This window comes from Bifidobacterium anseris (assembly GCF_002860345.1).
GTDB lineage: Bacteria > Actinomycetota > Actinomycetes > Actinomycetales > Bifidobacteriaceae > Bifidobacterium > Bifidobacterium anseris.
On record NZ_NMYC01000001.1, the window covers coordinates 567,436 to 587,761 of the forward strand.

Here is a 20,326-nt window from a genome sequence, read left to right on the forward strand (position 1 = left end):
CTGAAAATGCCGCGGTCTCAGTGGCCGAGCTGGCGGTCGGTGCCGTGGCGGCGCTCGTAGATCGCGAGCGCGTCCGGCGCGTCGTCCGGCACGAGCGCGATCCACGACGTGTCCGGCCTGAGCGCGAAGAACGTGAGCAGCAGCTGGCGCTGCAGCCCGAACATCTGGCGTTCCTGCTCGGGCGTGGCGTGGTCGTAGCCAAGCAGGTGCAGGATGCCGTGGATCGTCAGCAGCAGCATCTCCTCCATCGTGCTGTGTCCGGCTGAGGCGGCCTGCTGGGCGGCGACCCATGGGCAGATGACGATGTCACCGAGGCAGCCTTCGCTCGGAGCGCCGTCGTCGCCGGGGCGCAGCTCGTCCATCGGGAAGCTCATGACGTCGGTCGGCCCCTGCAGGTTCATCCAGCGTTCGTGCAGTTCGGCGATCGGCTCGGGATCGACGAACAGAATCGCCAGATCCGACTGCGTGCTCACACGCATCTGGTCCATGACCCATACGCCGAGGTCGGCGAAGACCTTCGGGTCGATGATCCAGTCGGTTTCGTTGTTCACTTCAACGCTCATCGCGCGTCCTTCCTTGTGCCGTCGCGGTCCGTTCCCTTCGCCGCATGCGCCTCGTCGTAGCGTTCGTAGGCGGCGACGATCCTGCCGACGAGCTCGTGACGCACGACGTCGCCGGCGCCCAGATGCGCGAATGCGATGCCGTTGATGCCCTTGAGGACGCGTTCGATCGAGACGAGCCCCGAGCGCGGAGCCGCCAGGTCGACTTGGGTGATGTCGCCGGTGACGACCATCGTCGTGTTGAAGCCGAGCCTCGTGAGGAACATCTTCATCTGCTGCGCCGTCGTGTTCTGCGCCTCGTCGAGAATGACGAAGGCGTCGTTGAGCGTGCGGCCGCGCATGTAGGCGAGCGGCGCGACCTCGATCGCGCCCTCCTCGATGAGCCGGTGCATGCGTTCGGGGCCGAGCATGTCGGACAATGCGTCGTAGAGCGGACGCAGATAGGGGTCGACCTTCTCGTTGAGCGTGCCGGGAAGGAAACCGAGGTTCTCGCCGGCCTCGACGGCCGGGCGCGTCAGGATGATGCGGCGCACGCGGCCGTCCTCGAAGGCGCTCACGGCCTTCGCGACGGCGAGGTAGGTCTTGCCGGTGCCCGCCGGGCCGATGCCGAAGGTGATCGTGTTCGCCTCGATGTCGTTGACGTAGGCGACCTGTCCGGCCGTCTTCGGACGCACCGGCACGCCGTTGGCCCAGGCGATCGTCCCGGGCATGCTGGGCTTGCGGTATTCGGCGCGCGTCTCACGCGCCGCGGCGCGCCTGTTTGCGCGGATCCGGCGGATCTCGTCGGTCTGCGCGCCGTGTCCGGGCGCCTCGTCGCGCACGTCGTTGGACAGCACGCGCTGGTCGAGCATGCGCCGCAGCGTCGGCGCGTCCATCGGATGCCCGTAGGCGGCGTCGATAATCAGGTGGAGCAGGTCCTCGGCCTCGGCGGCCTGGGATTCCCCCGCCTTCGACGTCGAGCGGATCGTCACCCGGTCGCCCCGGATGTGGATCGTGATCTCGTCGAAGGCGCGCTCGAGTTCACGGATGACCTCGTCGCAGGGTCCGAAGACGCGCACCGGGTCGAGCTGTTCCGGCACGATCACCGTTCGTGTTGTAGTCGCCACCACACCTCTCTCTGACGGCGCTTCCTGCGCGCCGGTCGTTCAAAAACAAACATTTCCGACGGCGCGCGGCATGCGCGTCCGTCGTCAACAACACTGATTCCGCTCCCTGACGCGGCAGCCGCATGCATGCAACGCGCGGAGCGCCGGCGGCCTACTCGTCGAGCGGCTCGCCGGTGAGCACGTGCGCGTGCACATGGAAGACGGTCTGCCCGGCGCTTTCGCCGGTGTTGAAGATCAGACGGTACGAGCCGTCGTACTCCTGATCGGCGATGCGCTGCGCCACCTCGACGATGTGCGCGAGCAGCTGCGCATCGGCGCGCGCAAGCTCGTCGACGTTGCGGTAGTGTTCGCGCGGCACAACGAGCACGTGCACCTTCGCCTTGGGATTGATGTCGCGGAACGCGTAGACGCTCGCGTCCTCGTACACCTTCTCGCTGGGGATGTCGCAGTTCACGATCTTGCAGAACAGGCAGTCCGGGTCGGTCATCGTCTTCCTCTCGTCGATACGGGATACACGTCCGCCGTTGGCGGCGGGCGCATCCCATCGTATTGCTGCACCGGGATAAACAGCGCGGCCGCGCCTCCTATTCCGCGCCGCCGTCAGCTGAAGCGTCCCAGCTCGCGCGACAGCAGGCTGAGCGCGACCGGACCCGCCGTCGAGGCGCGCAGGATGTTGCGCCCGAGCACGCAGACCTCGGCGCCGGCGTCCTTGAGCGCGTCGACCTCGGCGCCGGAGATGCCGCCCTCGGGACCCACGACGACGTAGATGCTGCGCGCCGCGCCGTCGCCGAGGCTGCGCTCCAGCACGCCGCGCACGCGCGCCTCCACCTCGTCCCATCCCAGCGTGGCGTCCTGATGGAGCACGACGACGAGGCTGCCGCGCACGCATGCACGCCTGCACAACGCGATGAGCTGCTTGCCGCTCAGGCAGTCGTGCAGGTCGGGCATCATGGCGCGGCGCGACTGCTCGGTGGCCGCGGCGAGCGTGGCGCGCCATTTGCGGTCGGTGCGCCCGTCCTTCCATCGTGCGATCGCGCGTTCCGACTGCCACGGGTAGACGTCGTCGACGCCGATCTGCGTGCTCACGTCGATGGCCTGCTCGTCGTGCCCGTTCTTGGCGAGGGCCTGAACGAGCGCGAGCCGGACGAGCGGCGGCTCCTCCTTGACGAATGACTCCACGCATACGTCACCGGAGCGCTCGTCGACGACGGTCGCGTTGATGCGCAGCCCATGGCCGTCGGAGATCTGCAGTTCATCGCCCGCGGCAAGGCGCATCGAACCGAACGCATGCCTGCGCACGCCCTCCGGGAGCGTCATGATCCAGCCGATGCGGCCGGACTCGATCTGCTCGGACGCCATCGGGGCGTCGTCGTGGCCGGAATCTACGAGAAACAAAGGGATTGTCATAGCCCCTAGGCTACTCGAACGATGCGCGACACGCCGAAGTTGCGCACGTCGCGCATCTACCCTATAGTATTCAACTGTTGCCGCTGAGAACACAGCACAGTGATCAGCACAGCGACCCGGGTCCGGGTGGCGGAATGGTAGACGCGCTAGCTTGAGGTGCTAGTGCCTATTTATACAGGCGTGCGGGTTCAAGTCCCGCTCCGGACACGACCAAGACCGGTGGTTCTCTTCGAGAATCGCCGGTCTTTTCGTTTATCCATACATCCATCATCGGCCCCGCTCCCCCGCGGACGCGGCGGCCAGCCGGGAGGTCCAGCTTGCGGTTCATCCATCTTGACTCCGTCGACGATCCACGCGTCGATGCGTACACGAATCTGACGGAGCTGCAGCTACGCAACCGTCTCGAACCTGCCAAAGGCGTCTTCATCGCCGAATCGCCAAAGGTCATCACGCGGGCGCTCGCCGCCGGCCGCGAACCGCTGTCGCTGCTCGTCGAGGAGCCGTGGATCGACGGCATGGCGGACACCTTCGCGACGATCGACGCGCGGTGGGGCGAGGATGTGCCCGTCTACGTCGCCTCCCCCGAACAGCTCAGGAGGCTCACCGGCTACCGGCTGCACCGCGGCGCGCTCGCGGCGATGCGCCGCTGGCCTCTGCCGAGTGTCGAGGATGTATGCGCCGGCGCGACGCGCGTCGCCGTCCTCGAGAACATCGTCGACCACACAAACGTCGGCGCAATCATGCGTTCGGCCGCGGCGCTCGATGTCGACGCCGTCCTCGTGACGCCGTCGTGTGCCGACCCGCTGTACCGGCGCGCCGTGCGCGTCTCGATGGGCACCGTCTTCCAGGTGCCGTGGACGCGCATCGGCGGCGGCGATGTGCACTTCTGGCCGTGGAAGGGCCTCGCGCAGCTGCATGATCTGGGCTTCACGACGGCGGCGATGGCGCTGAGCGACGATTCGATCTCGCTCGACGACCTCGTCGAACGCCTGCGGCCCGACGCCGCCGCCGACACGCGCATCGACCGCCTCGCGCTGATCTTCGGCACCGAAGGCGACGGCCTATCGAAGCATACGATCGCCAACGCCGACCTCACCGTCAAGATCCCGATGAGCCATGACGTCGATTCGCTCAACGTGGCCGCATCGAGCGCCGTCGCCTTCTACGCGACGCGCGATGCGCGCCGTGCATAGCGTGAGATGGGTGGGACGGCGTCGCTGAGGAGCGTCCGTCCGCCCCCAATGCGGCGGCGTCAGTACCGCGGCATCGCGTCGAGGTTGAAGCCGAGCGCGGCGAGCTGTTCGCGGCCCTCGGGCGTGATCTTGTCGACGGTCCAGCGCGGCGTCCACGTCCAGTCGATGCGGAACTCCTCGACGAGGCCGGCGAGCGTGCTCGCGCATTCGTCCTCGATGAGGTCGGTCAGCGGGCACGCCGGCGTCGTCAGCGTCATCGTGATGATCGCGCGGCCGAGTTCGTCGATCTCGATGCCGTAGACGAGGCCGAGGTCGATGACGTCGATGCCGAGCTCCGGGTCGATGACCTGATGGAGCGCCTCCATGACGTCCTGCGCCGTTGCGCGTCCGATCTCGTCGACGCCCTTGAGCGTGATGCCGTCGTCGGTACCGCAACGGCAGCCTGCGCCGTCATGGCCGCCGCAGCAGCCGCCCTCCCCGTGCGCCGCGTCCGTGCGTGTCTCGTCGGCGTTCCGATTCACGTCCTTCGCCAGCGACGGGTTGGCGATGATCGCCTGCGCCTGCGCCTCGTCTCCGACGACGCCGCTGACCGCGTCGAGGATCGTCGCCTGCGGTCCGGGCACCAGATTGTCGCTCATCATCTTGTCCTTCCTAACAAACACCTACAAAGTCAAGCATCTGCAAACGGTTGCAAAACCGTCCATGTCGTCCCGTGCGACCGCCCGCTCAGGACGCCTTGCGCTGCGCGGCGAGCGCCTTGGCAACCGAGTCCTTGAGGCCTTCCCAGCCGAGCAGCGCGCATTTGATGCGCATCGGATACTTCGAGACGCCCTGGAACACGGTCGCGTCGCCGAGCTCGTCCATCGCCTCCTCGTCGTCGAGCCCCGCGCCGCGCGAGGACATCAGCGCATGGAACTCGTCAAACAGGTGCATCGCCTCGTCGACGGTGCGTCCGCGCACGAGGTCGACCATGATCGACAGGCTCGCCTGCGAGATCGAACATCCCTGCCCGTCCCAGACGATGTCCTCGATGCGGTGCGGCTCGTCGCGACCCACCTCCACGTGGACGGTGACCTCGTCGCCGCACGTCGGGTTGAACTGGTGCGAACGCGCCGTCGAGCACGCCTCGTGCCTCGCCGTGACCGTCGCCTCGCCGTCGGTCGCCGCCGCGTCCGTCTGCGGAAGCGCGCCCTTGCCGTGCGGGTGACGAGAGGCATCGAGGATGACCTCCTGATACATCTGTTCGAGTTCGTCGGTGCCGTTGTCGGCCATCGTGCCTTCCTTTCCGTGCGGCCCGTCAATCCGTCCGCCCTATCGGGCCAACAGTTCGCGGGCCGCATTATTCCTTTTCCGGCCTTCCTACCGCTGCGTTCAGCGCAGGAAGAACGGCCTGACGCCCTTGACCGCCTCGATGAGCGCGCGTGCCTCGTCGGGGGTGTTGTAGACACCCGCCGACGCGCGGTTCGACGCGAAGACGCCGAAATGCCGGTGGATCGGTTGCGCGCAGTGGTGGCCGACGCGGATCGCGATGCCGGAGGCGTCGAGGTACTGCCCCACGTCGTGCGGGTGCACGCCGTCGACCTCGAAGGCGACGGTGCCGATGCGATCCTTGTTCGTCTCGGGTCCCAGGATGCGCACGCCGTCGACCTGCCCGAGCTTGAGCAGTTCGTCGGTGATCAGCCGTTCGTGCGCGGCGATGTTCTCCATGCCGACGTCCATCATCCATTGGGCGGCCACTCCGGCGGCGACGACCTGCGCGACCGGCTGCGTGCCGGCCTCGAAGCGCGCCGGGGGCGCCATATACAGCGCCGGACGGTCCATGTAGGCGAGCTCGACCATCGAGCCGCCGAAGCGCGCCGGCGGCAGCGCCTCGAGCAGTTCGCGCCTGCCGTACAGGAAGCCGACGCCGGTCGGCCCGTACATCTTGTGCGCACTGAACGCGGCGAAGTCGACGTCGAGCGCGTGGAAGTCGACGGGGATGTGCGGCACCGACTGGCAGGCGTCGAGGACGAAGAGCGCGCCGACCTCGTGCGCGCGGCGCACGATCGGCGCGATGTCGGTGATCGCGCCGGTGACGTTGCCGATGTGCGTGACCGCGACGATGCGTGTGCGTTCGCCGATCGTCTCGGGCGCGAGGTCGGCCATGACACGGCCGTCCTCGTCGACCTCGAGCCATTTGAGCGTCGCGCCGGTGCGCGCGGCGAGCTCCTGGAACGGCAGCAGCACCGAATGGTGCTCGGCGCGCGAGACGACGATCTCGTCACCGGGCTTGAGGACGAAGCGTTCCGCCTCGGTGCCACCGCGGCCGAGCGAGGCGTTGCCGATCGCCGTGGCGAGCATGTTGAGCGCGTCGGTCGCGCCCATCGTCACGACGAGCTCCTCGCCTCCCTCTTCGCTCGAGGCGCCGACAAGACGCGCGACCTGAACGCGCGCCTGCTCGAAGGCGACGGTCGAGCGTGCCGCGAGCGTGTGCGCGCCGCGATGCACGCCGGCGTTGATCGTCTCGTAGAACCGCGATTCGGCGTCGATGACGCTCTGCGGCTTCTGCGCCGTCGCGCCGCTGTCGAGGTAGACGAGCGGATGCCCGTTGATCCGCTGGTTGAGGATCGGGAACTGCGCGCGTATCGTCTCGATGTCCTTCATCCGCGTTCCGCTCCCCCGCTCAGGCGAGCGCCGACTCGGAGTCGGAGCCTTCGGGCAGGTACTCGTCGTAGCCGCGCTCCTCGAGTTCGTCGGCGAGCTCGGGGCCGCCGGTCTTGACGAAGTGGCCGTCGGCGAAGACGTGGACGATGTCAGGCTTGATGTACTTGAGGATGCGCGTGTAGTGCGTCACCATCAGGATGCCGAAGTCGTCGGCCGCCTTGGCGCGGTTGACTCCTTCGGAGACGATACGCAGCGCGTCGACGTCGAGGCCCGAGTCGGTCTCGTCGAGGATCGCGAACTTCGGCTTGAGCAGTTCGAGCTGGAGCACCTCGGCGCGCTTCTTCTCACCGCCGGAGAAGCCTTCGTTGACCGAACGCGTCGCGAACTTCGGATCCATCTTCAGGCGCTTCATCGCCTCGGTGAGCTCCTTCGTCCACGTGCGGATCGCCGGCGCCTTGCCGTCGATCTCGGTCTTCGCGGTGCGCAGGAAGTTCGTCATCGACACGCCCGGCACCTCGACCGGGTACTGCATCGCAAGGAACAGGCCGGCCTTGGCTCGCTCGTCGGGGGTCATCGTCAGGATGTCCTCGCCGTCGAGCAGCACCTGCCCGGAGTCGACCTCGTACTTGGGGTGGCCGGCGAGCGTGTACGCGAGCGTCGACTTGCCCGAGCCGTTGGGTCCCATGATCGCGTGCGTCTCGCCGGAGTTGACGGTCAGGTTGACGCCGCGCAGGATCTGCTTGCGGCCCTCCTTCGTCTCGACCGATGCGTACAGGTCCTTGATTTCGAGCGTGGACATTACTTCTCCTCCAATGCGTGTTGCGTGTCTTCGTCTTCACCGCGCGCCAGACGGCGGTCGATCGCGTCCATCAGATGGGCCGCGAGTTCGTCGATGCCGATCTCCTCGACGAGTTCGCCGAAGAAGCCGCGCACGACAAGCTTGCGCGCCTGACGTTCCGGGATGCCGCGCGAGCGCAGGTAGAACAGCTCCTCGTCATCGAAGCGGCCCACGGAGCTCGCGTGGCCGGCGCCGATGATGTTGCCGTTCTCGATCTCGAGGTTCGGCTCGGAGTCGGCGATCGCGCCCGGCGTGAGCACGAGGTTGCGGTTGAGCTCGTAGGAGTCGGTACCCGGCGCCGTCGGTTCGATGAGCGCGTTGCCGACCCATGTCGAATGCGCGCCCTTGCCGCTGAGCGCGCCCTTGTAGACGACGCGCGAACGGCATTCGGGATGGTTGTGCACGACCATCGTGCGATGCTCGATGTGTTCGCCGGGGTCGACGAAGTAGATGCCGAGCATGTTGAGGTCACCGTGTTCGCCGCCGAACTCCTGGTCCATGCGGATGCGCACGAAGGCGCCGCCGAGCGTGACGACCGAGTGGCGCAGCGACGATTCGGCGCCCAGCCGGATGCGGTGGTTCGCCACATGCTTCGAGTCGGCGGACCACTCCTGGATGAAGGTCGTGCCGATGTGCGCGTCGCGTCCGGTGACGATCTCGACGCCTTCGGCCAGCCGCGCGTCGCCGTCGTGTTCAACGACGACGTCGCCGTGCACCTGGTCGCGCGCGACGATGACGAGGTGCAGCGCGTCGGGGTCGAGCCCCTCGCCGTGCACCTGCACGAGCACCGGATGCGCCGGCTCGCGCTTGAGTTCGACGACCCATGCCCTCCTCGCGCTGTTCCATTCGACGGCCGCGGCGCGGTCGGACGGCTTGCCGACGGTGCCGCACGGCGCCTCGCCGATCGCGACCTCGCGCACGTCCACGTCGTCGTCGTCCAGCGGCGAGCCGTCGATGTAACCCACCGAGATGCGCGTGGCGCCGCTCGGCTCGAAGGGTTCGAAGAACTCGGGGATGCGTTCGACCGGAGTGAAGCGCCAGTCGTCCTGCTTGCGCGTCGGCGTGGCGAAGTCGGCCACGTCGAAGGAGCGCGGGCTCGTGTCGGCGCTCGACGGCATCGCCGCCGGCACCGCGTACGGATCATCGGGATCCGCGACCGGGATGTTGATTTCCGCGTTGTCTGCCATCGGTCAGCCCACCGATCCTTCCATCTGCAGTTCGACGAGTCTGTTGAGTTCGAGCGCGTATTCCATCGGCAGCTCGCGGCTGATCGGCTCGACGAAGCCGCGCACGATCATCGCCATCGCCTCCTTCTCCTCGATGCCGCGGCTCATCAGATAGAAGAGCTGGTCCTCGGAGACCTTCGAGACGGTCGCCTCGTGCGCCATCGAGACGTCGTCCTCGCGCACGTCCACATGCGGGTACGTGTCGGAGCGCGAGAAGTCGTCGACGAGCAGTGCGTCGCACACGACGTTCGAGCTGGCGCCCTCGGCGCCGTCGACGATCTTCACCAGTCCGCGGTAGGCGGAGCGTCCGCCGCCGCGCGAGATCGACTTCGCGACGATCGTCGAGCTCGTGTGCGGCGCCAGATGGATCATCTTCGCGCCGGTGTCCTGATACTGCCCGGCGCCGGCGAAGCCGAGCGACATCGTCGAGGCGTTCGCGTACGGCTCGGCGAGGATGCACGCCGGGTACTTCATCGTCGCCTTCGAGCCGATGTTGCCGTCGACCCATTCCATCGTCGCGCCCTCGCGCACGTAGGCGCGCTGCGTGACGAGGTTGTAGACGTTGTTCGACCAGTTCTGCACCGTCGTGTAGCGCACGCGCGCGTTCTTCTCGACGATGATCTCGACGATGGCCGCGTGCAGCGAGTCGGTCGAGTAGATCGGCGCCGTGCAGCCCTCGACGTAGTGCACGTAGGAGCCTTCGTCGGCGATGATGAGCGTGCGCTCGAACTGGCCCATGTTCGGCGTGTTGATGCGGAAGTAGGCCTGCAGCGGGATGTCGACGTGCACGCCCTTGGGCACGTAGACGAACGAGCCTCCGGACCATGCGGCCGTGTTGAGCGCGCCGAACTTGTTGTCCTCCGGCGGCACGACGGTGCCGAAGTACTTCCTGACCAGATCGGGGTATTCACGCACCGCGGTGTCGGTGTCCACGAAGATGACGCCCTGCTTGGCCAGATCCTCCTGAATAGAGTTGTAGATGACCTCGGACTCGTACTGCGCGGCGACGCCGGAGACGAGACGGCTCTTCTCGGCCTCGGGGATGCCGAGACGGTCGTAGGTCTCGCGAATGTCGTCGGGCAGGTCCTCCCAGCGGGCCGCCTGCTTGCCGACGGGCTTGACGTAGTATTTGAAATCCTGCGCGTGGAAGCCGGACAGGTCGACGCCCCACTTGGGCATCGGCTGTTCGACGAACGCCCGGTAGCCGCGCAGGCGCATGTCGAGCATCCATTCGGGTTCGTGCTTGTCGGCCGAGATCTCGCGCACGACGTGCTCGTCGATGCCCTTCCTCGCCGCCTCGCCGGCCGCGTCGGAATCGTGCCAGCCGTACGAGTATTCGCCGAACTGACCGATGATCTCGTCATCCTGTCTTATCTTGTCCTCGTTGACGCGGCCGCGATCAGCCAGATACTGATTCATCTCCACGTCGGACGCTGCGTTGGGCATCTGATCGTCTGCCACAGGTCGCCGCCTCTCGTTCTTCTTGGTTGTTCCGCATTACATGGTAACGGACAGTGTATGGACACGCCAGAGCGTTTCGCGGCCGCCGCATGCCGCATCCGCCGCGCACCGCGACGTCCACGAAAACGGCGGCAGGCCGGAACCCTGTGGGGTCCCGGCCTGCGATGCGCGTGGGGCCGCGAAGAGCAGCCTACTGTTGGACGTGCACGGTGACGCCGTGGTCGGCGCCCTGCACGGCGAAGTCGTAGAACCATTCGGCGGCGTCCCAGCCGATGCCCACGCAGCCGTGCGACGTATTCGCGCCCATCGCGGCGATCTGCGCGTCGGTGTACGGCGTCTCGGTGGCGATGCGGTGAATCGCGCAGCCGGTCTTCGAGAAGTAGTTGACGAAGCCGACGTCGGGCGCGTCCCACGTCTCCTTCGTGCCGTCAGCGAGCGTGAGCGTGCCGCTCATGTGCTGCGACGGGTACTTGAGCCAGACCTCGAAGTCGCCCAGCGGCGTGCATAGGTCGCCGCTCGGCTGGCATGCGCCAGTGGCGTAGTCGTTGCCCTGACCGGCGGACATGTTGAAGGCCTTGATCTGCTTGCCGTTCTCGTAGGCGTAGACCTTATGGTCGCTCAGGTCGACGACGACGTGGCGCTTCGTCTTCTTGACGACCATCGGATCGACCTCGCCATCCACCGTCACGTCGCCGTCGCCGGCGGCGAAGGCCTTGGCGGCCTGCTCGCCGATCCGCGCGTCGGCACCGTCCTTGATGCGCACGCCGTCATGGCCTTCCTTGAGGACGACGACGTCCTCGTCGTTGTTGTTGACGATGACCTCGCGGTCCTCCTTGGTCGTCGAGTAGTGCGGCTTGATGTCCTCGTCGTAGTGGCTCTGCAGCTTGTTCGCGTCGAAGACGACGACGCCGGCGCGCGTCTCGCCGTCCTTGAGCGTCGATTCCTCGTTCGGCTCGATGCGCGAGGCGTCGAGGATCGCCTCCGGCGAGAAGGTCGCGACCTTCTCGCCCGCGATCGCGACGCCGGCCTTGGCGTCGATGAGCCGGTTGAGCGCGTCCCTGGCCTGATCGGCCGTCGCGTCGGGCACGTTCGGCTCAATCGTGTCCATCGTCAGCGTCACCGTTTTCGCGCCGTGCGAGCCGAGCGACTCGATCGCGGCGACGGCCTCGTCGGCGACGGCCTTCGCGTCGGCGCCGGAGCCGTTCGCGCCGGCGACGGTCTCGACGTGCGTGCCGTCCTCGGTGAGCTTGAGTGTGGCATCGACCGGCTTCGCGCTGTTCGTGCCGAGCTTGGCGTCGAGCACGGTCGGATCGGTCTCGGGCGTGATCGTCGGGGCGACGTCGCGGCGCTCCCACGGCAGGTAGCGCGTCCAGAAGGTGCCGTCGCGCTTGGCGTCGACGGCCTGCTTCGCGATCGCGTCCGCGTCGACGTCGATGCCGAGGTCGGCCGCGTCAATCGTCGCCTGCGTGCCCTCATAGGTGACGGGCACCTGCACGGCGGCGACCTGGTCATCGATCATGCGCGCGATCTGCTGCTCGTTCTTGCCGGCGACGGAGTGCCCCCACAGCGTCGTGCCCGGCAGCGCGCGGTTCTGGAAATAGGCGTAGGTCCCGCCGCACGCAGCCGCGGCGAGCACGGCGACGCCGAGCACGACCCACGGCCATACGCGGCGGCGCTTGCCCGTCTCGGGATCCTGCTGAGCGATCGCCAGTTCGTCGACCTGCGGCGCCGGCGGCACTGCGGGATTCGCGCGGAAGCCGTCCCCATCCGCGCCCATGCCATGGTTTCCATTGGGAAAAGACATAGAGTTCCTTGTACGAAAAATACGATGATTCGCTTCGATAATAGGGGAAGGTCGTGAACATGGCGAGCTTCACGGCCGAATGATGACAAAACATCCACGTTTGGCGTATATCCGCCCGGCGCATCCACTGCCGACCGGCCGGTCCCCGCAGAAGATCGCATGCGGGAACCGGCCGGCAGAGTGCATGAAGTGCGCGGAGTAGGCGGAATGCGCGGCGCGCTCGGGATGCGCGGGCGCGCCGGCATGCTCAGCGCTGCGCCTGATGGTCGAGCGCGGCCTTGACGAGGCCCGCGAACAGCGGATGCGGCTTCGTCGGGCGCGACTTGAACTCGGGGTGGGCCTGCGTCGAGACGTAGAACGGGTGCACGTCCTGCGGCAGCTCGACGAATTCGGTCAGCTCGCCGTCCGGGCTCTGGCCGGAGATGACGAGGCCGCCCTCGCGCAGCCGGTCCTTGTACGCGACGTTGACCTCGTAACGGTGGCGGTGGCGTTCGGTGACGTGGGTCGTGCCGTACAGGCGGGCGACGAGCGAATCCTCGAGCAGCTCCGCCGGGTACGAACCCAGACGCATCGTGTGGCCCATGTCGCCGTTGCCGGCGACGATGTCCTTCTGCTCCTCCATCGTCGCGATGACCGGGTTCGGGCAGTCCGGATCGAATTCGGTCGAGCCGGCGTCCTCGATGCCGAGCACGTCGCGCGCGTATTCGATGACCATCGACTGCAGGCCGAGGCACAGGCCGAGCACCGGCAGCTTGTGTTCGCGCGCGTAGCGCAGCGCGCCGATCTTGCCGTCGATGCCGCGGATGCCGAAGCCGCCGGGGATGACGATGCCGTCCATCTGGTCGAGCGCCGCGGCGGCGCCCTCCTCGGTCTCGCAGCGGTCGGCCGCGACCCACTTGACGTTGACCTTCGCCCAGTTGGCGAAGCCGCCGGCCTTGATGGCCTCGGTCACCGACAGGTAGGCGTCCGGCAAGTCGATGTACTTGCCGACGATCGCGATGCTGACCTCGTGCTTGGGATGGTGCACGCGCTCGAGCAGGTCCTCCCACTCGTCCCAGTCGACGTCGTGGAACGGCAGGCCGAGCTCGCGCACGACGTAAGTGTCGAGGCCCTCGTCGAAGAGCACCTTCGGCACGTCGTAGATGCTCGCGGCGTCCACGCAGTTGACGACGCCCTCGGGGTCGACGTCGCACATCAGCGAGATCTTGTCCTTGATGCCCTGGTTGAGCGGACGGTCGCTGCGCAGCACGAGCGCGTCCGGCGCGATGCCGAGTTGGCGCAGCATCATGACCGAATGCTGCGTCGGCTTCGTCTTAAGTTCATGGGCAGCAGCGATGTACGGCACGAGCGAGACGTGGATGAACATGCAGTTCTCCGGCCCCAGTTCGCGGCGCACCTCGCGCGCGGCCTCGAGGAAGGGCTGCGATTCGATGTCGCCGACGGTGCCGCCGATCTCGGTGATGATGACGTCGACGTCGTCCGACGCCTGCGCGCGCATGCGCGACTTGATCTCGTTGGTGATGTGCGGGATGACCTGCACGCACTGGCCGAGGTATTCGCCGGCTCGTTCCTTGCGCAGCACCTCCTGATAGATCTGGCCGGTCGTCACGTTCGCCTTCTGCGAGAGGAAGACGTCGAGGAAACGCTCGTAGTGGCCGATGTCAAGATCGGTCTCGGCGCCGTCCTCGGTCACGTAGACCTCGCCGTGCTGGAACGGGTTCATCGTGCCCGGATCGACGTTGATGTACGGATCGAGCTTCTGCTGGAGGACGCGGATGCCGCGACTGCGCAGCAGGCGTCCGAGGGAGGATGCGGTCAGTCCCTTGCCGAGGGAGGACACGACGCCTCCGGTGACGAAGATGTGCTTGGTGACGTGTTCCTGAGCATTGCCATGTTGTCTTCTTGCCATGGGTCTTCATGGTATCGCCGCGTCGTGACATGCACAAGAAGGCGTTTCCGCTTCATCTCGCCTCGATGATCAGCTCGCTCGCCACGCCGTTGAGCTCGACGACGTTGGGCGAATCCTCGTCCACATGCACGCCCGCGCCCACGATCGTGCGCGTGCGCAGCCCGCGTGTGCGCACGGCGAGCGGACGGTCCTTCGGCACCGTGATTCGCGAGGTCGCGGACAGCTGGTTGACGTCGACGCGGCCGTCGAGCGACAGGCATGCGATGTCCATGTCGAGGTTGCAGTTCACCTCGACGTGCGCGTGCACGTCGTCGAGCGTGAGCCGCTGCGTGCGCACGTCGAGTTCGACGCCGGCGCAGTCGAGGCCGTGCACCTCCACCTCGTACGCCTTCGCCGCGCATTCCATCGTCGTGACGTAGCGCAGCGGCACCGACAGCACGACGGAGACGTCGTCCTTGGCGAGCGTCTCGCTGATGCCCGGGCCGCGGTTGACGACGACGTCGAGGCGTTTCGGGCGGTCGTCAATCGAGACCTTGAAATGCCGCGCGAGCGTCGCAACAGTATTCGACACGACGCGCACGCGCAGCTGTTCGCCGTCGTAGCCGCGGACCGTGCACGCGTAGAGCGACCCGCAGTCGATGTCGAAATGCTTGGCCTGCCCGATGTCGTAGTTCGTGACGCTTTCGTAGCGGTATTCGCCGGCGCCGCCGGCCTGGTCGATCGCGATGCCGAGCAGCGCGTCGACGCTGACGGCGAACACGTCGGCGAGCGCGACGAGGTTCTCGAGTTCGGGGCGGCCGGTGCCGCTCTCCCATTTGGAGATCGCCTGCCTGGAGACGCCGACGCGGTTCGCGAGCTGCTCCTGCGAGAATCCCGACTGCCTGCGCAGGTCCTTGAGTTTTGTCGTGAAATCCATGGATGTCTTATTCCTTTTCTTGCATTTTCTTGCATTGCCGTGGTGTTGGAGTGCATTGACGACATATATTGTTTTGTCTCGGCATGGGCGCGGCCGACGTCGCTCACCGGGTGATGAGCGCATAGAGCAACGTGGATTTGCCGGCGCCCGACGGTCCCATGATTGCCGTGACGTCGCCGCGGCGCATGTCCAGATCGAGGCCGTCGAGCACCTTCTGGTCGCCGCCGGCGCCGGCGAAGGTCTGCGTCAGGCCCCGGGCGCTGATGATCGTCGATCCGGGCATGCGCCCCTCGGCTTCGGCGCGCCGCGGCTGCGCAGTGCGCTGCTGTGTCATCGTGGTTTCCCATCTGCTTGGCGGGAATGCCCTGATGGCGTTCCCGTATCGACGGCTCCACGCTAGAGGGGCGATGCACGGCCGTTCCAGCAACGGACACCGGCACATGCGCCCGCGGACGCAACGATGCGTAGCATCGGCGTCATTGCAACGTTTGCAACGCCTCGTTCATCATTGCGACGTCTCGTTCACCACTGCGACGCTCTGCTCACCACTGCGGGGTCGACGGGTCGACGGCGCGCGACGCGGCCGGGTGCGTCCCTTTCGTCGCTCCCGCGTACAGCGCGACGGCCGAGGTCGGCGCAAGCGTCACCTGCACCTTGCCCTTGCGCACCTTCACGGTCTTCGAGCAGTCCTCGACGGCGTAGACGTCGCAGTACTCGCCGTCGGGCATCGTCGTGGCGAACTCGTGCGTGACCTCCTTTGCGCCGTTGTTGAACGCGACGAAGCCCTTGTCGCCGCGCGAGAACGCGAGCAGCGACGAGTCCGGCTCCTGCAGATCCTCGACCTTCGTGCCGTGCACGTAGTTGTGGAACGCGATCATGCCGCGCGTCGGCGTCCAGCGCTGCTGGCAGTTCCAGTCGCCGCCGGCGGCCGCACACGCCTCGTCGAAGTCGACGGCCGGCACCGACGTGTCGGTCGCGCCGGGAGCCCCGGCGTCGCGGTCGGCGAAACGGTAGTCGGAGAGCAGCCGCGGCGTGCCGTAGTCATAGGCGAGCAGGAACGCGTTCGCGAGCGCGTAGAGCGCGCCGTCCTTGTAGGTGATCGCCTGACCGGGGTTGCGCGCCGTGTCCCAGTTCGTCACGAAGACGTTCGCGTCCTTCGAGGCGATCGCGAACTTGTTGCGGCCGGTGTCGCCGAGGCGTTCGCCGAGGTCGGCGAGCGCCGAGACGTCGCCGCGCAGCGCCGAGTTGAGGTTGGAGACGTAGGCGAACTGCGTGACGGAGCCGGTGTTGAGGTAGTTGCGCGGCTGGATTCCGGACGCCTCCGCGGCGTTGCCGATGACCTCCTGGATCCAGTAGATGTCGTCGGGATCCTTGCCGACCTTCTCGGCCATCTGGTCCTTGATGGCCTTCATGTCCTCGTTGTTGATGTGCTTGACGGCGTCCATGCGGAAGCCCTTGACGCCCATCTTGTAGAGCTTCTTGAGGTAGTCGGTCTGGATGTCGCGCACCTTGTCGCTGGACGTGTCGAAGTCCCACATGCCGCTCAGGCGCCCCTCCTGCACCTCCTGCTGGTCCATGTACCCGGAGATGCTCGCGCCGTGCTCCCAGTCGTGGAAGTCCTTCGCATCGACGCCCTGCGGGTACTGGTCGTGGCCGCCGGTGAAGGCCGGGTATGCGCCGGTCGTCGGATCGTACTTCGAGCCGGCCACGCCCTCCTTCCATCCGCCGTCGTGCGCGGCGCCGGTCGTCTGGTTGAGCACGACGTCGGCGATGATGCCGACGCCCGCGGCAGCGCACGTGTCGATCATGTCCTTGAATTCGGCTTCGGTGCCGAGTTTCGAATCGAGCTTGTAGCTCACCGGCTGGTAGCTCGTCCACCACTGCGTGCCCTGAATCGACTCCTGCGGCGGCGAGACCTCGACATAGGCGACGCCTTCCGGACCATAGGTGTTCGTGCATTCCTTCGCGATTGACGTCCACGGCTGCTGGAACGCGATGACCTCGACGTCGGTGCGTTTCGTCGTCGCCGCGCTGCCGGTGTCCTTTGCGCCGCACGCCGGTGCCGCCGCGACGACGAGCGCCGCGCATGCGCATGCCGCCGCCGTCCTGATCGATGCCCCGCGCCTGTTCCCGTATGCCATGTTGACCGCCTTTCCTCCCGCCGTCGACCTCGACGACGTCGCACCCACTCTAGCGCATGGCCGCGCGTGGCGCGTCACATCGCCGGCAGGCGGATGGATATCGATGGAAGGAGGGAAAAGATGATTGATGATCGATATAGAACATCGATACCAAAAAGAGGAGGAAACCCGCTGTGGGTTTCCTCCTCCCCTGTCATCCGCGCTTGTCATCCGCGCTGCGTCGTCATGCGCGCGTCATCGGCGTGCGGATGACGGCCGAATCAGTTACGCGTCGCGCGCTTTGAGGCGAGCAGCGTGACGCCGGCGAGCGCCAGAGCGGCGATCGCCGCAAGCGCCAGCGCGATCGACGAGCCGGTGCTCGCGATGTCCGCGGGGGTCGTCGTCGCGTCCGACGGCGTCTGTGCGCCGTCCGCCTCAGGCTTCACGGCAGGCGTGGCGTCCGGCTTGCCGGCGTCGCCGGGCTTGTCGGTGTCGCCGGGATCGTCGGTGTCGCCGGGATCGTTAGCGTCGCCGCCGTCGGCGCGTTCGAAGACGGCCTCCACGTAGACGGCTTCGCCCGGCATCGCGAAGGTACCGTCGGCGCCGACCTCGACGCCACCCTTCGTCACCTTCCAGCCGGCGAGTCGGTAGCCCTCGTCCGGCGTCGCGGTCAGCGTCACCGTCGTGCCGGGCGCGACATCCTGCATGCGGTCGGCGCTCGCGGTGCCGCCGATGCCGGCGGTGACGTGCACCGGGAACATCGTGTTCGCCACGCGCCACAGCTGGGTGCCGTAGAACGGGTTGGCGGTGCCGATGAGCATATGGTCATCGGTGTTCACGAAGATGCGCAGGCCGTGGTTGAAGGGGTCGCCGAAGCCGTCGTCGGCGACGGTCGTCACGTTGACGCCGCCGTCGGCCTGTTCGCTGATCTCGAAGAGGTTGAAGCCGCGCTTCGATTTGGCCAGATACGGCAGCGACTTGAAGAAGGCCTTGAGGTTGTTGACGCTGAGCAGCTTGACGAGCGTCTCGTAGATCTTCTTGAGGTTCTCAGGCATCTGCGGCGCGGCGGCGAGCAGCTGCTCGGTCTCCTCGTACATCTCGGCGAAGTCCTCAGAGGCCTTCTCGTCGAGCTGCGTGCCGAGCACGGTGAGCAGGTCGTTCGCCTGCAGCATGCGGGCGGCGGACTCCTCGTCGTTCAGGCTGCCGGGGACGATCGAGCCGTCGTTGATGCCGTCGACGAGCGCCTTGCGCTGCGCGTCGCTCAGCGTGACGTGCTGCGCCTCCTCGTCGGCGTCGTCCATGTCGGCGAGCGTCGCGGCGTTCAGGCGCGCGTCGGCGGCCTTGACCGCCCAGTCGACGAGCGCGTCGGCGTCGTCGGAGCGCGGACGGTCGTCGTTCTGCGCAGTGTCGCCGTCCTCGGACGCAAGCGTCGCAGCGGACGCCGTGTCGCGGTTGAGGATGAGCTCGACGAAGGTGCGCAGGTAGTGGACGGTGTTGTTCCAGTCCTTCTCGCTCATGTTGAGGATGTCGCCGTTCGTGAACTGCGCGATCGGCTCGAGCAGCGTCGTCGTGTTCATCGTCGACAGGTACATCTTGCCCTCGTGCACGGTCGTCTGCCACGTGTACTGGTTCATGTGGTTGCCGTATCCAGAGCCCAGGCCCGTTGTGCCGCCGTCGGGGAAGGTCTCGTTCGGGTCGCCGACGAGCATTTCGACGTTTTCGTCGGCGTCCATGCGGTACAGGTTGATCGACTGTTCGAGGTTCGTCGCCTGTGTCACGAAGTTCATGCGCAGCGCGAAGCCCTGCAGCGCGCTCGAGACGTCGTTGTAGTCGCCGATGTACAGGTGGTCGTTGTAGATCTGCAGCGTGCACGCGCCGGCGCTCACGCGGCTCGCGTCGAGGCCGAAGGTGTACTTCGCGCCCTTCGACTTGTCACCGACGAGCGGACGCCACGTCCAGTCGGCCTTCTCGGTCGGGTCGCCGGAGTTCTCACCGACGTAGATCGCGAAGGAGCGCACGGTGCCGGTCTGCTCGTTGCGTGTGTCGACGCTGCCGGTGCACACGACGACGTACAGCTTGCCCTTGAATTCGAGCACCTGGTAGATGCCGCCGCCACCGTTGACGTCGGAGCGGTGGATCGCCGGGAGGTTGTCGAAGCTGGCCATGTCGGCGATGACCTTGTAGGAGCCGGGCTCCGAAGGCGTGTTTGACGCGACGAGGTAGGCCGCGCCCTTGCCGTCGGCGGTCGGCTTCAGGTCGCCGGCGATGAGCGTGTCCTTGAACGAGCCGATCGCACGCGTCGACGTGAACACGTTCTGCTTGACAAGTTCGCGGAAACCGGCGGCGTCGACGCTGTCGTAGACCTTCGTCAGCTTGTCGCCGTTGGCCGGGTCGACCTCGTAGATGCACGGGAAGCCGTTCTGCATCGCCATCGCCGTGCCGATCTCCTGGGCGGTCAGGTCCTTGTTGTTCGTGTCCATGACCATGCCCTCGAAGTACAGCTTGCCGTTCATCTTGAACGCGCTGCGGAAGGTCGGGATGACGCCCTTGCCGCCTTCGATGCCTTCGGACTGGGACATGAGGATCTGCGTCTCGCCGGTCTTCACGTTGAATTTGAACAGCGTGCCGCCGGCGCTCTTGCCGTCCGGCTCGCCGAGGTACATGTTGCCGGCGTAGAGCGTCTGGATGAGCGCGGTCGCCTCCTCGACGCTCATGCCCATGTTGGCCGACAGGCTGCCCTTGAGGATCGCCTGGACGCCGAGGCCGCCGTACATCGTGCCGATGTAGACCCAGTCGCCGACCGATTCGGCGGCGTAGCTGTAGGACTGGCCGCGGTCGCCCTGACCCTTGTCCTTGGCCGAGATCGCACCGTTGCCAACGTAGTCGACGACGCCGTCGGCCGTCTCGAGGCCGTTTTCGGGATGGCTGACCTTCTGGAAGGCCATGCCGTTGCCGGCCGTGTAGACGTTCGTGATGTGTCCATCGAGATCGGTCTCCTGCGCGCCGGCGGGGCCGACGAGCGCGCCGATGAGCACGGCGCATGCCGAGACCGCGCCAATGGCGGCGCGTAGTTTGGTGGTCATTGTTCTCCTCGAAGTTCGCTCGTTGGGGGAAAAGGACGGCGCGGGTGATTGCGCCTACGG

At 66.7% G+C, this 20,326-nt stretch carries 17 protein-coding genes and 1 tRNA gene; 2 read left to right on the forward strand and 16 right to left on the reverse strand.

All coding sequences use genetic code 11. The annotated features are described in order from the left end of the window. Positions 1 to 17: 17 nt before the first annotated feature. The 4 genes from ybeY to CGZ88_RS02435 form a co-directional block, all read right to left on the reverse strand. Positions 18 to 563 (reverse strand): rRNA maturation RNase YbeY, encoded by a 546-nt coding sequence (gene ybeY, locus CGZ88_RS02420; RefSeq protein ID WP_101670989.1) that lies wholly within the window; start codon positions 561 to 563, stop codon positions 18 to 20. Next, positions 560 to 1,666 (reverse strand): PhoH family protein, encoded by a 1,107-nt coding sequence (locus CGZ88_RS02425; protein WP_101670990.1) that lies wholly within the window; start codon positions 1,664 to 1,666, stop codon positions 560 to 562. The genes ybeY and CGZ88_RS02425 overlap by 4 nt, the downstream gene beginning before the upstream one ends. Before the next feature lie 151 nt (positions 1,667 to 1,817). Continuing rightward, positions 1,818 to 2,153, reverse strand: coding sequence for a histidine triad nucleotide-binding protein (locus CGZ88_RS02430; protein WP_026645393.1), 336 nt, complete (start codon positions 2,151 to 2,153; stop codon positions 1,818 to 1,820). A 113-nt stretch (positions 2,154 to 2,266) separates the two neighbouring features. Then, a complete protein-coding gene (locus tag CGZ88_RS02435) occupies positions 2,267 to 3,073 on the reverse strand; it encodes a 16S rRNA (uracil(1498)-N(3))-methyltransferase (protein ID WP_026645394.1) in 807 nt (268 codons plus the stop codon). Between the two features lie 120 nt (positions 3,074 to 3,193). On the opposite strand from CGZ88_RS02435, the gene CGZ88_RS02440 reads away from it, so the two are divergent. Together CGZ88_RS02440 and CGZ88_RS02445 are read left to right on the forward strand one after the other, a co-directional pair. Beyond that, positions 3,194 to 3,280: transfer RNA gene (locus CGZ88_RS02440), tRNA-Leu, on the forward strand. Positions 3,281 to 3,390: 110 nt separating this feature from the next. Further along, positions 3,391 to 4,266: a TrmH family RNA methyltransferase gene (locus tag CGZ88_RS02445; RefSeq protein WP_026645395.1), complete on the forward strand. Its 876-nt coding sequence runs from the start codon at positions 3,391 to 3,393 to the stop codon at positions 4,264 to 4,266. Positions 4,267 to 4,325: 59 nt separating this feature from the next. Here the strand turns inward: CGZ88_RS02445 and CGZ88_RS02450 are convergent, their stop codons facing one another. The 12 genes from CGZ88_RS02450 to CGZ88_RS02505 all read right to left on the reverse strand — a co-directional run bounded on the left by CGZ88_RS02450 (position 4,326) and on the right by CGZ88_RS02505 (position 20,266). Beyond that, positions 4,326 to 4,907, reverse strand: a complete 582-nt coding sequence (locus CGZ88_RS02450; RefSeq protein WP_423734396.1) for a metal-sulfur cluster assembly factor — start codon at positions 4,905 to 4,907, stop codon at positions 4,326 to 4,328. A gap of 85 nt (positions 4,908 to 4,992) precedes the next feature. Beyond that, entirely contained in the window at positions 4,993 to 5,538 is a 546-nt protein-coding gene (sufU, locus tag CGZ88_RS02455; RefSeq protein ID WP_026645397.1) for a Fe-S cluster assembly sulfur transfer protein SufU, read from the reverse strand. Positions 5,539 to 5,637: 99 nt separating this feature from the next. Beyond that, positions 5,638 to 6,909 carry a SufS family cysteine desulfurase gene (locus CGZ88_RS02460; protein WP_026645398.1) on the reverse strand — a complete coding sequence of 424 codons (1,272 nt, stop codon included), beginning with the start codon at positions 6,907 to 6,909 and terminating at the stop codon, positions 5,638 to 5,640. Between the two features lie 19 nt (positions 6,910 to 6,928). Continuing rightward, on the reverse strand, positions 6,929 to 7,708 hold the full coding sequence (sufC, locus tag CGZ88_RS02465) for a Fe-S cluster assembly ATPase SufC (protein WP_024541386.1): 780 nt from the start codon (positions 7,706 to 7,708) through the stop codon (positions 6,929 to 6,931). Next, positions 7,708 to 8,934, reverse strand: coding sequence for a Fe-S cluster assembly protein SufD (gene sufD, locus CGZ88_RS02470; RefSeq protein ID WP_026645399.1), 1,227 nt, complete (start codon positions 8,932 to 8,934; stop codon positions 7,708 to 7,710). The genes sufC and sufD overlap by 1 nt, the downstream gene beginning before the upstream one ends. A gap of 3 nt (positions 8,935 to 8,937) precedes the next feature. Beyond that, positions 8,938 to 10,419 (reverse strand): Fe-S cluster assembly protein SufB, encoded by a 1,482-nt coding sequence (gene sufB / locus CGZ88_RS02475; RefSeq protein WP_231371453.1) that lies wholly within the window; start codon positions 10,417 to 10,419, stop codon positions 8,938 to 8,940. Positions 10,420 to 10,624: 205 nt separating this feature from the next. After that, on the reverse strand, positions 10,625 to 12,238 hold the full coding sequence (locus CGZ88_RS02480; RefSeq protein WP_101670991.1) for a L,D-transpeptidase: 1,614 nt from the start codon (positions 12,236 to 12,238) through the stop codon (positions 10,625 to 10,627). 247 nt (positions 12,239 to 12,485) lie between these two features. Then, positions 12,486 to 14,147 carry a CTP synthase gene (locus CGZ88_RS02485; protein ID WP_101670992.1) on the reverse strand — a complete coding sequence of 554 codons (1,662 nt, stop codon included), beginning with the start codon at positions 14,145 to 14,147 and terminating at the stop codon, positions 12,486 to 12,488. A 52-nt stretch (positions 14,148 to 14,199) separates the two neighbouring features. Continuing rightward, entirely contained in the window at positions 14,200 to 15,063 is an 864-nt protein-coding gene (locus tag CGZ88_RS02490; protein ID WP_165778686.1) for a helix-turn-helix domain-containing protein, read from the reverse strand. A 103-nt stretch (positions 15,064 to 15,166) separates the two neighbouring features. After that, the gene (locus tag CGZ88_RS09170; RefSeq protein WP_279324751.1) at positions 15,167 to 15,397 is read right to left on the reverse strand and encodes an ATP-binding cassette domain-containing protein; all 231 of its coding nucleotides are present in this window, start codon (positions 15,395 to 15,397) and stop codon (positions 15,167 to 15,169) included. Between the two features lie 208 nt (positions 15,398 to 15,605). Next, positions 15,606 to 17,204: an alpha-amylase gene (locus CGZ88_RS02500; protein ID WP_101670994.1), complete on the reverse strand. Its 1,599-nt coding sequence runs from the start codon at positions 17,202 to 17,204 to the stop codon at positions 15,606 to 15,608. Between the two features lie 260 nt (positions 17,205 to 17,464). Continuing rightward, the gene (locus CGZ88_RS02505) at positions 17,465 to 20,266 is read right to left on the reverse strand and encodes an InlB B-repeat-containing protein (RefSeq protein WP_101670995.1); all 2,802 of its coding nucleotides are present in this window, start codon (positions 20,264 to 20,266) and stop codon (positions 17,465 to 17,467) included. Positions 20,267 to 20,326 lie beyond the last annotated feature (60 nt).

Coding starts and splice junctions, on each gene's coding strand:
- CGZ88_RS02490 (WP_165778686.1), bottom strand. CDS start 15,063: ATGGATTTCACGACAAAACTCAAGGACCTGCGCAGGCAGTCGGGATTC.
- ybeY (WP_101670989.1), bottom strand. CDS start 563: ATGAGCGTTGAAGTGAACAACGAAACCGACTGGATCATCGACCCGAAG.
- CGZ88_RS02435 (WP_026645394.1), bottom strand. CDS start 3,073: ATGACAATCCCTTTGTTTCTCGTAGATTCCGGCCACGACGACGCCCCG.
- sufD (WP_026645399.1), bottom strand. CDS start 8,934: ATGGCAGACAACGCGGAAATCAACATCCCGGTCGCGGATCCCGATGAT.
- sufB (WP_231371453.1), bottom strand. CDS start 10,419: ATGCCCAACGCAGCGTCCGACGTGGAGATGAATCAGTATCTGGCTGAT.
- CGZ88_RS02485 (WP_101670992.1), bottom strand. CDS start 14,147: ATGGCAAGAAGACAACATGGCAATGCTCAGGAACACGTCACCAAGCAC.
- CGZ88_RS02460 (WP_026645398.1), bottom strand. CDS start 6,909: ATGAAGGACATCGAGACGATACGCGCGCAGTTCCCGATCCTCAACCAG.
- CGZ88_RS02500 (WP_101670994.1), bottom strand. CDS start 17,204: ATGGCATACGGGAACAGGCGCGGGGCATCGATCAGGACGGCGGCGGCA.
- CGZ88_RS02505 (WP_101670995.1), bottom strand. CDS start 20,266: ATGACCACCAAACTACGCGCCGCCATTGGCGCGGTCTCGGCATGCGCC.
- CGZ88_RS02430 (WP_026645393.1), bottom strand. CDS start 2,153: ATGACCGACCCGGACTGCCTGTTCTGCAAGATCGTGAACTGCGACATC.
- sufU (WP_026645397.1), bottom strand. CDS start 5,538: ATGGCCGACAACGGCACCGACGAACTCGAACAGATGTATCAGGAGGTC.
- CGZ88_RS02450 (WP_423734396.1), bottom strand. CDS start 4,907: ATGATGAGCGACAATCTGGTGCCCGGACCGCAGGCGACGATCCTCGAC.
- CGZ88_RS02480 (WP_101670991.1), bottom strand. CDS start 12,238: ATGTCTTTTCCCAATGGAAACCATGGCATGGGCGCGGATGGGGACGGC.
- CGZ88_RS09170 (WP_279324751.1), bottom strand. CDS start 15,397: ATGACACAGCAGCGCACTGCGCAGCCGCGGCGCGCCGAAGCCGAGGGG.
- sufC (WP_024541386.1), bottom strand. CDS start 7,708: ATGTCCACGCTCGAAATCAAGGACCTGTACGCATCGGTCGAGACGAAG.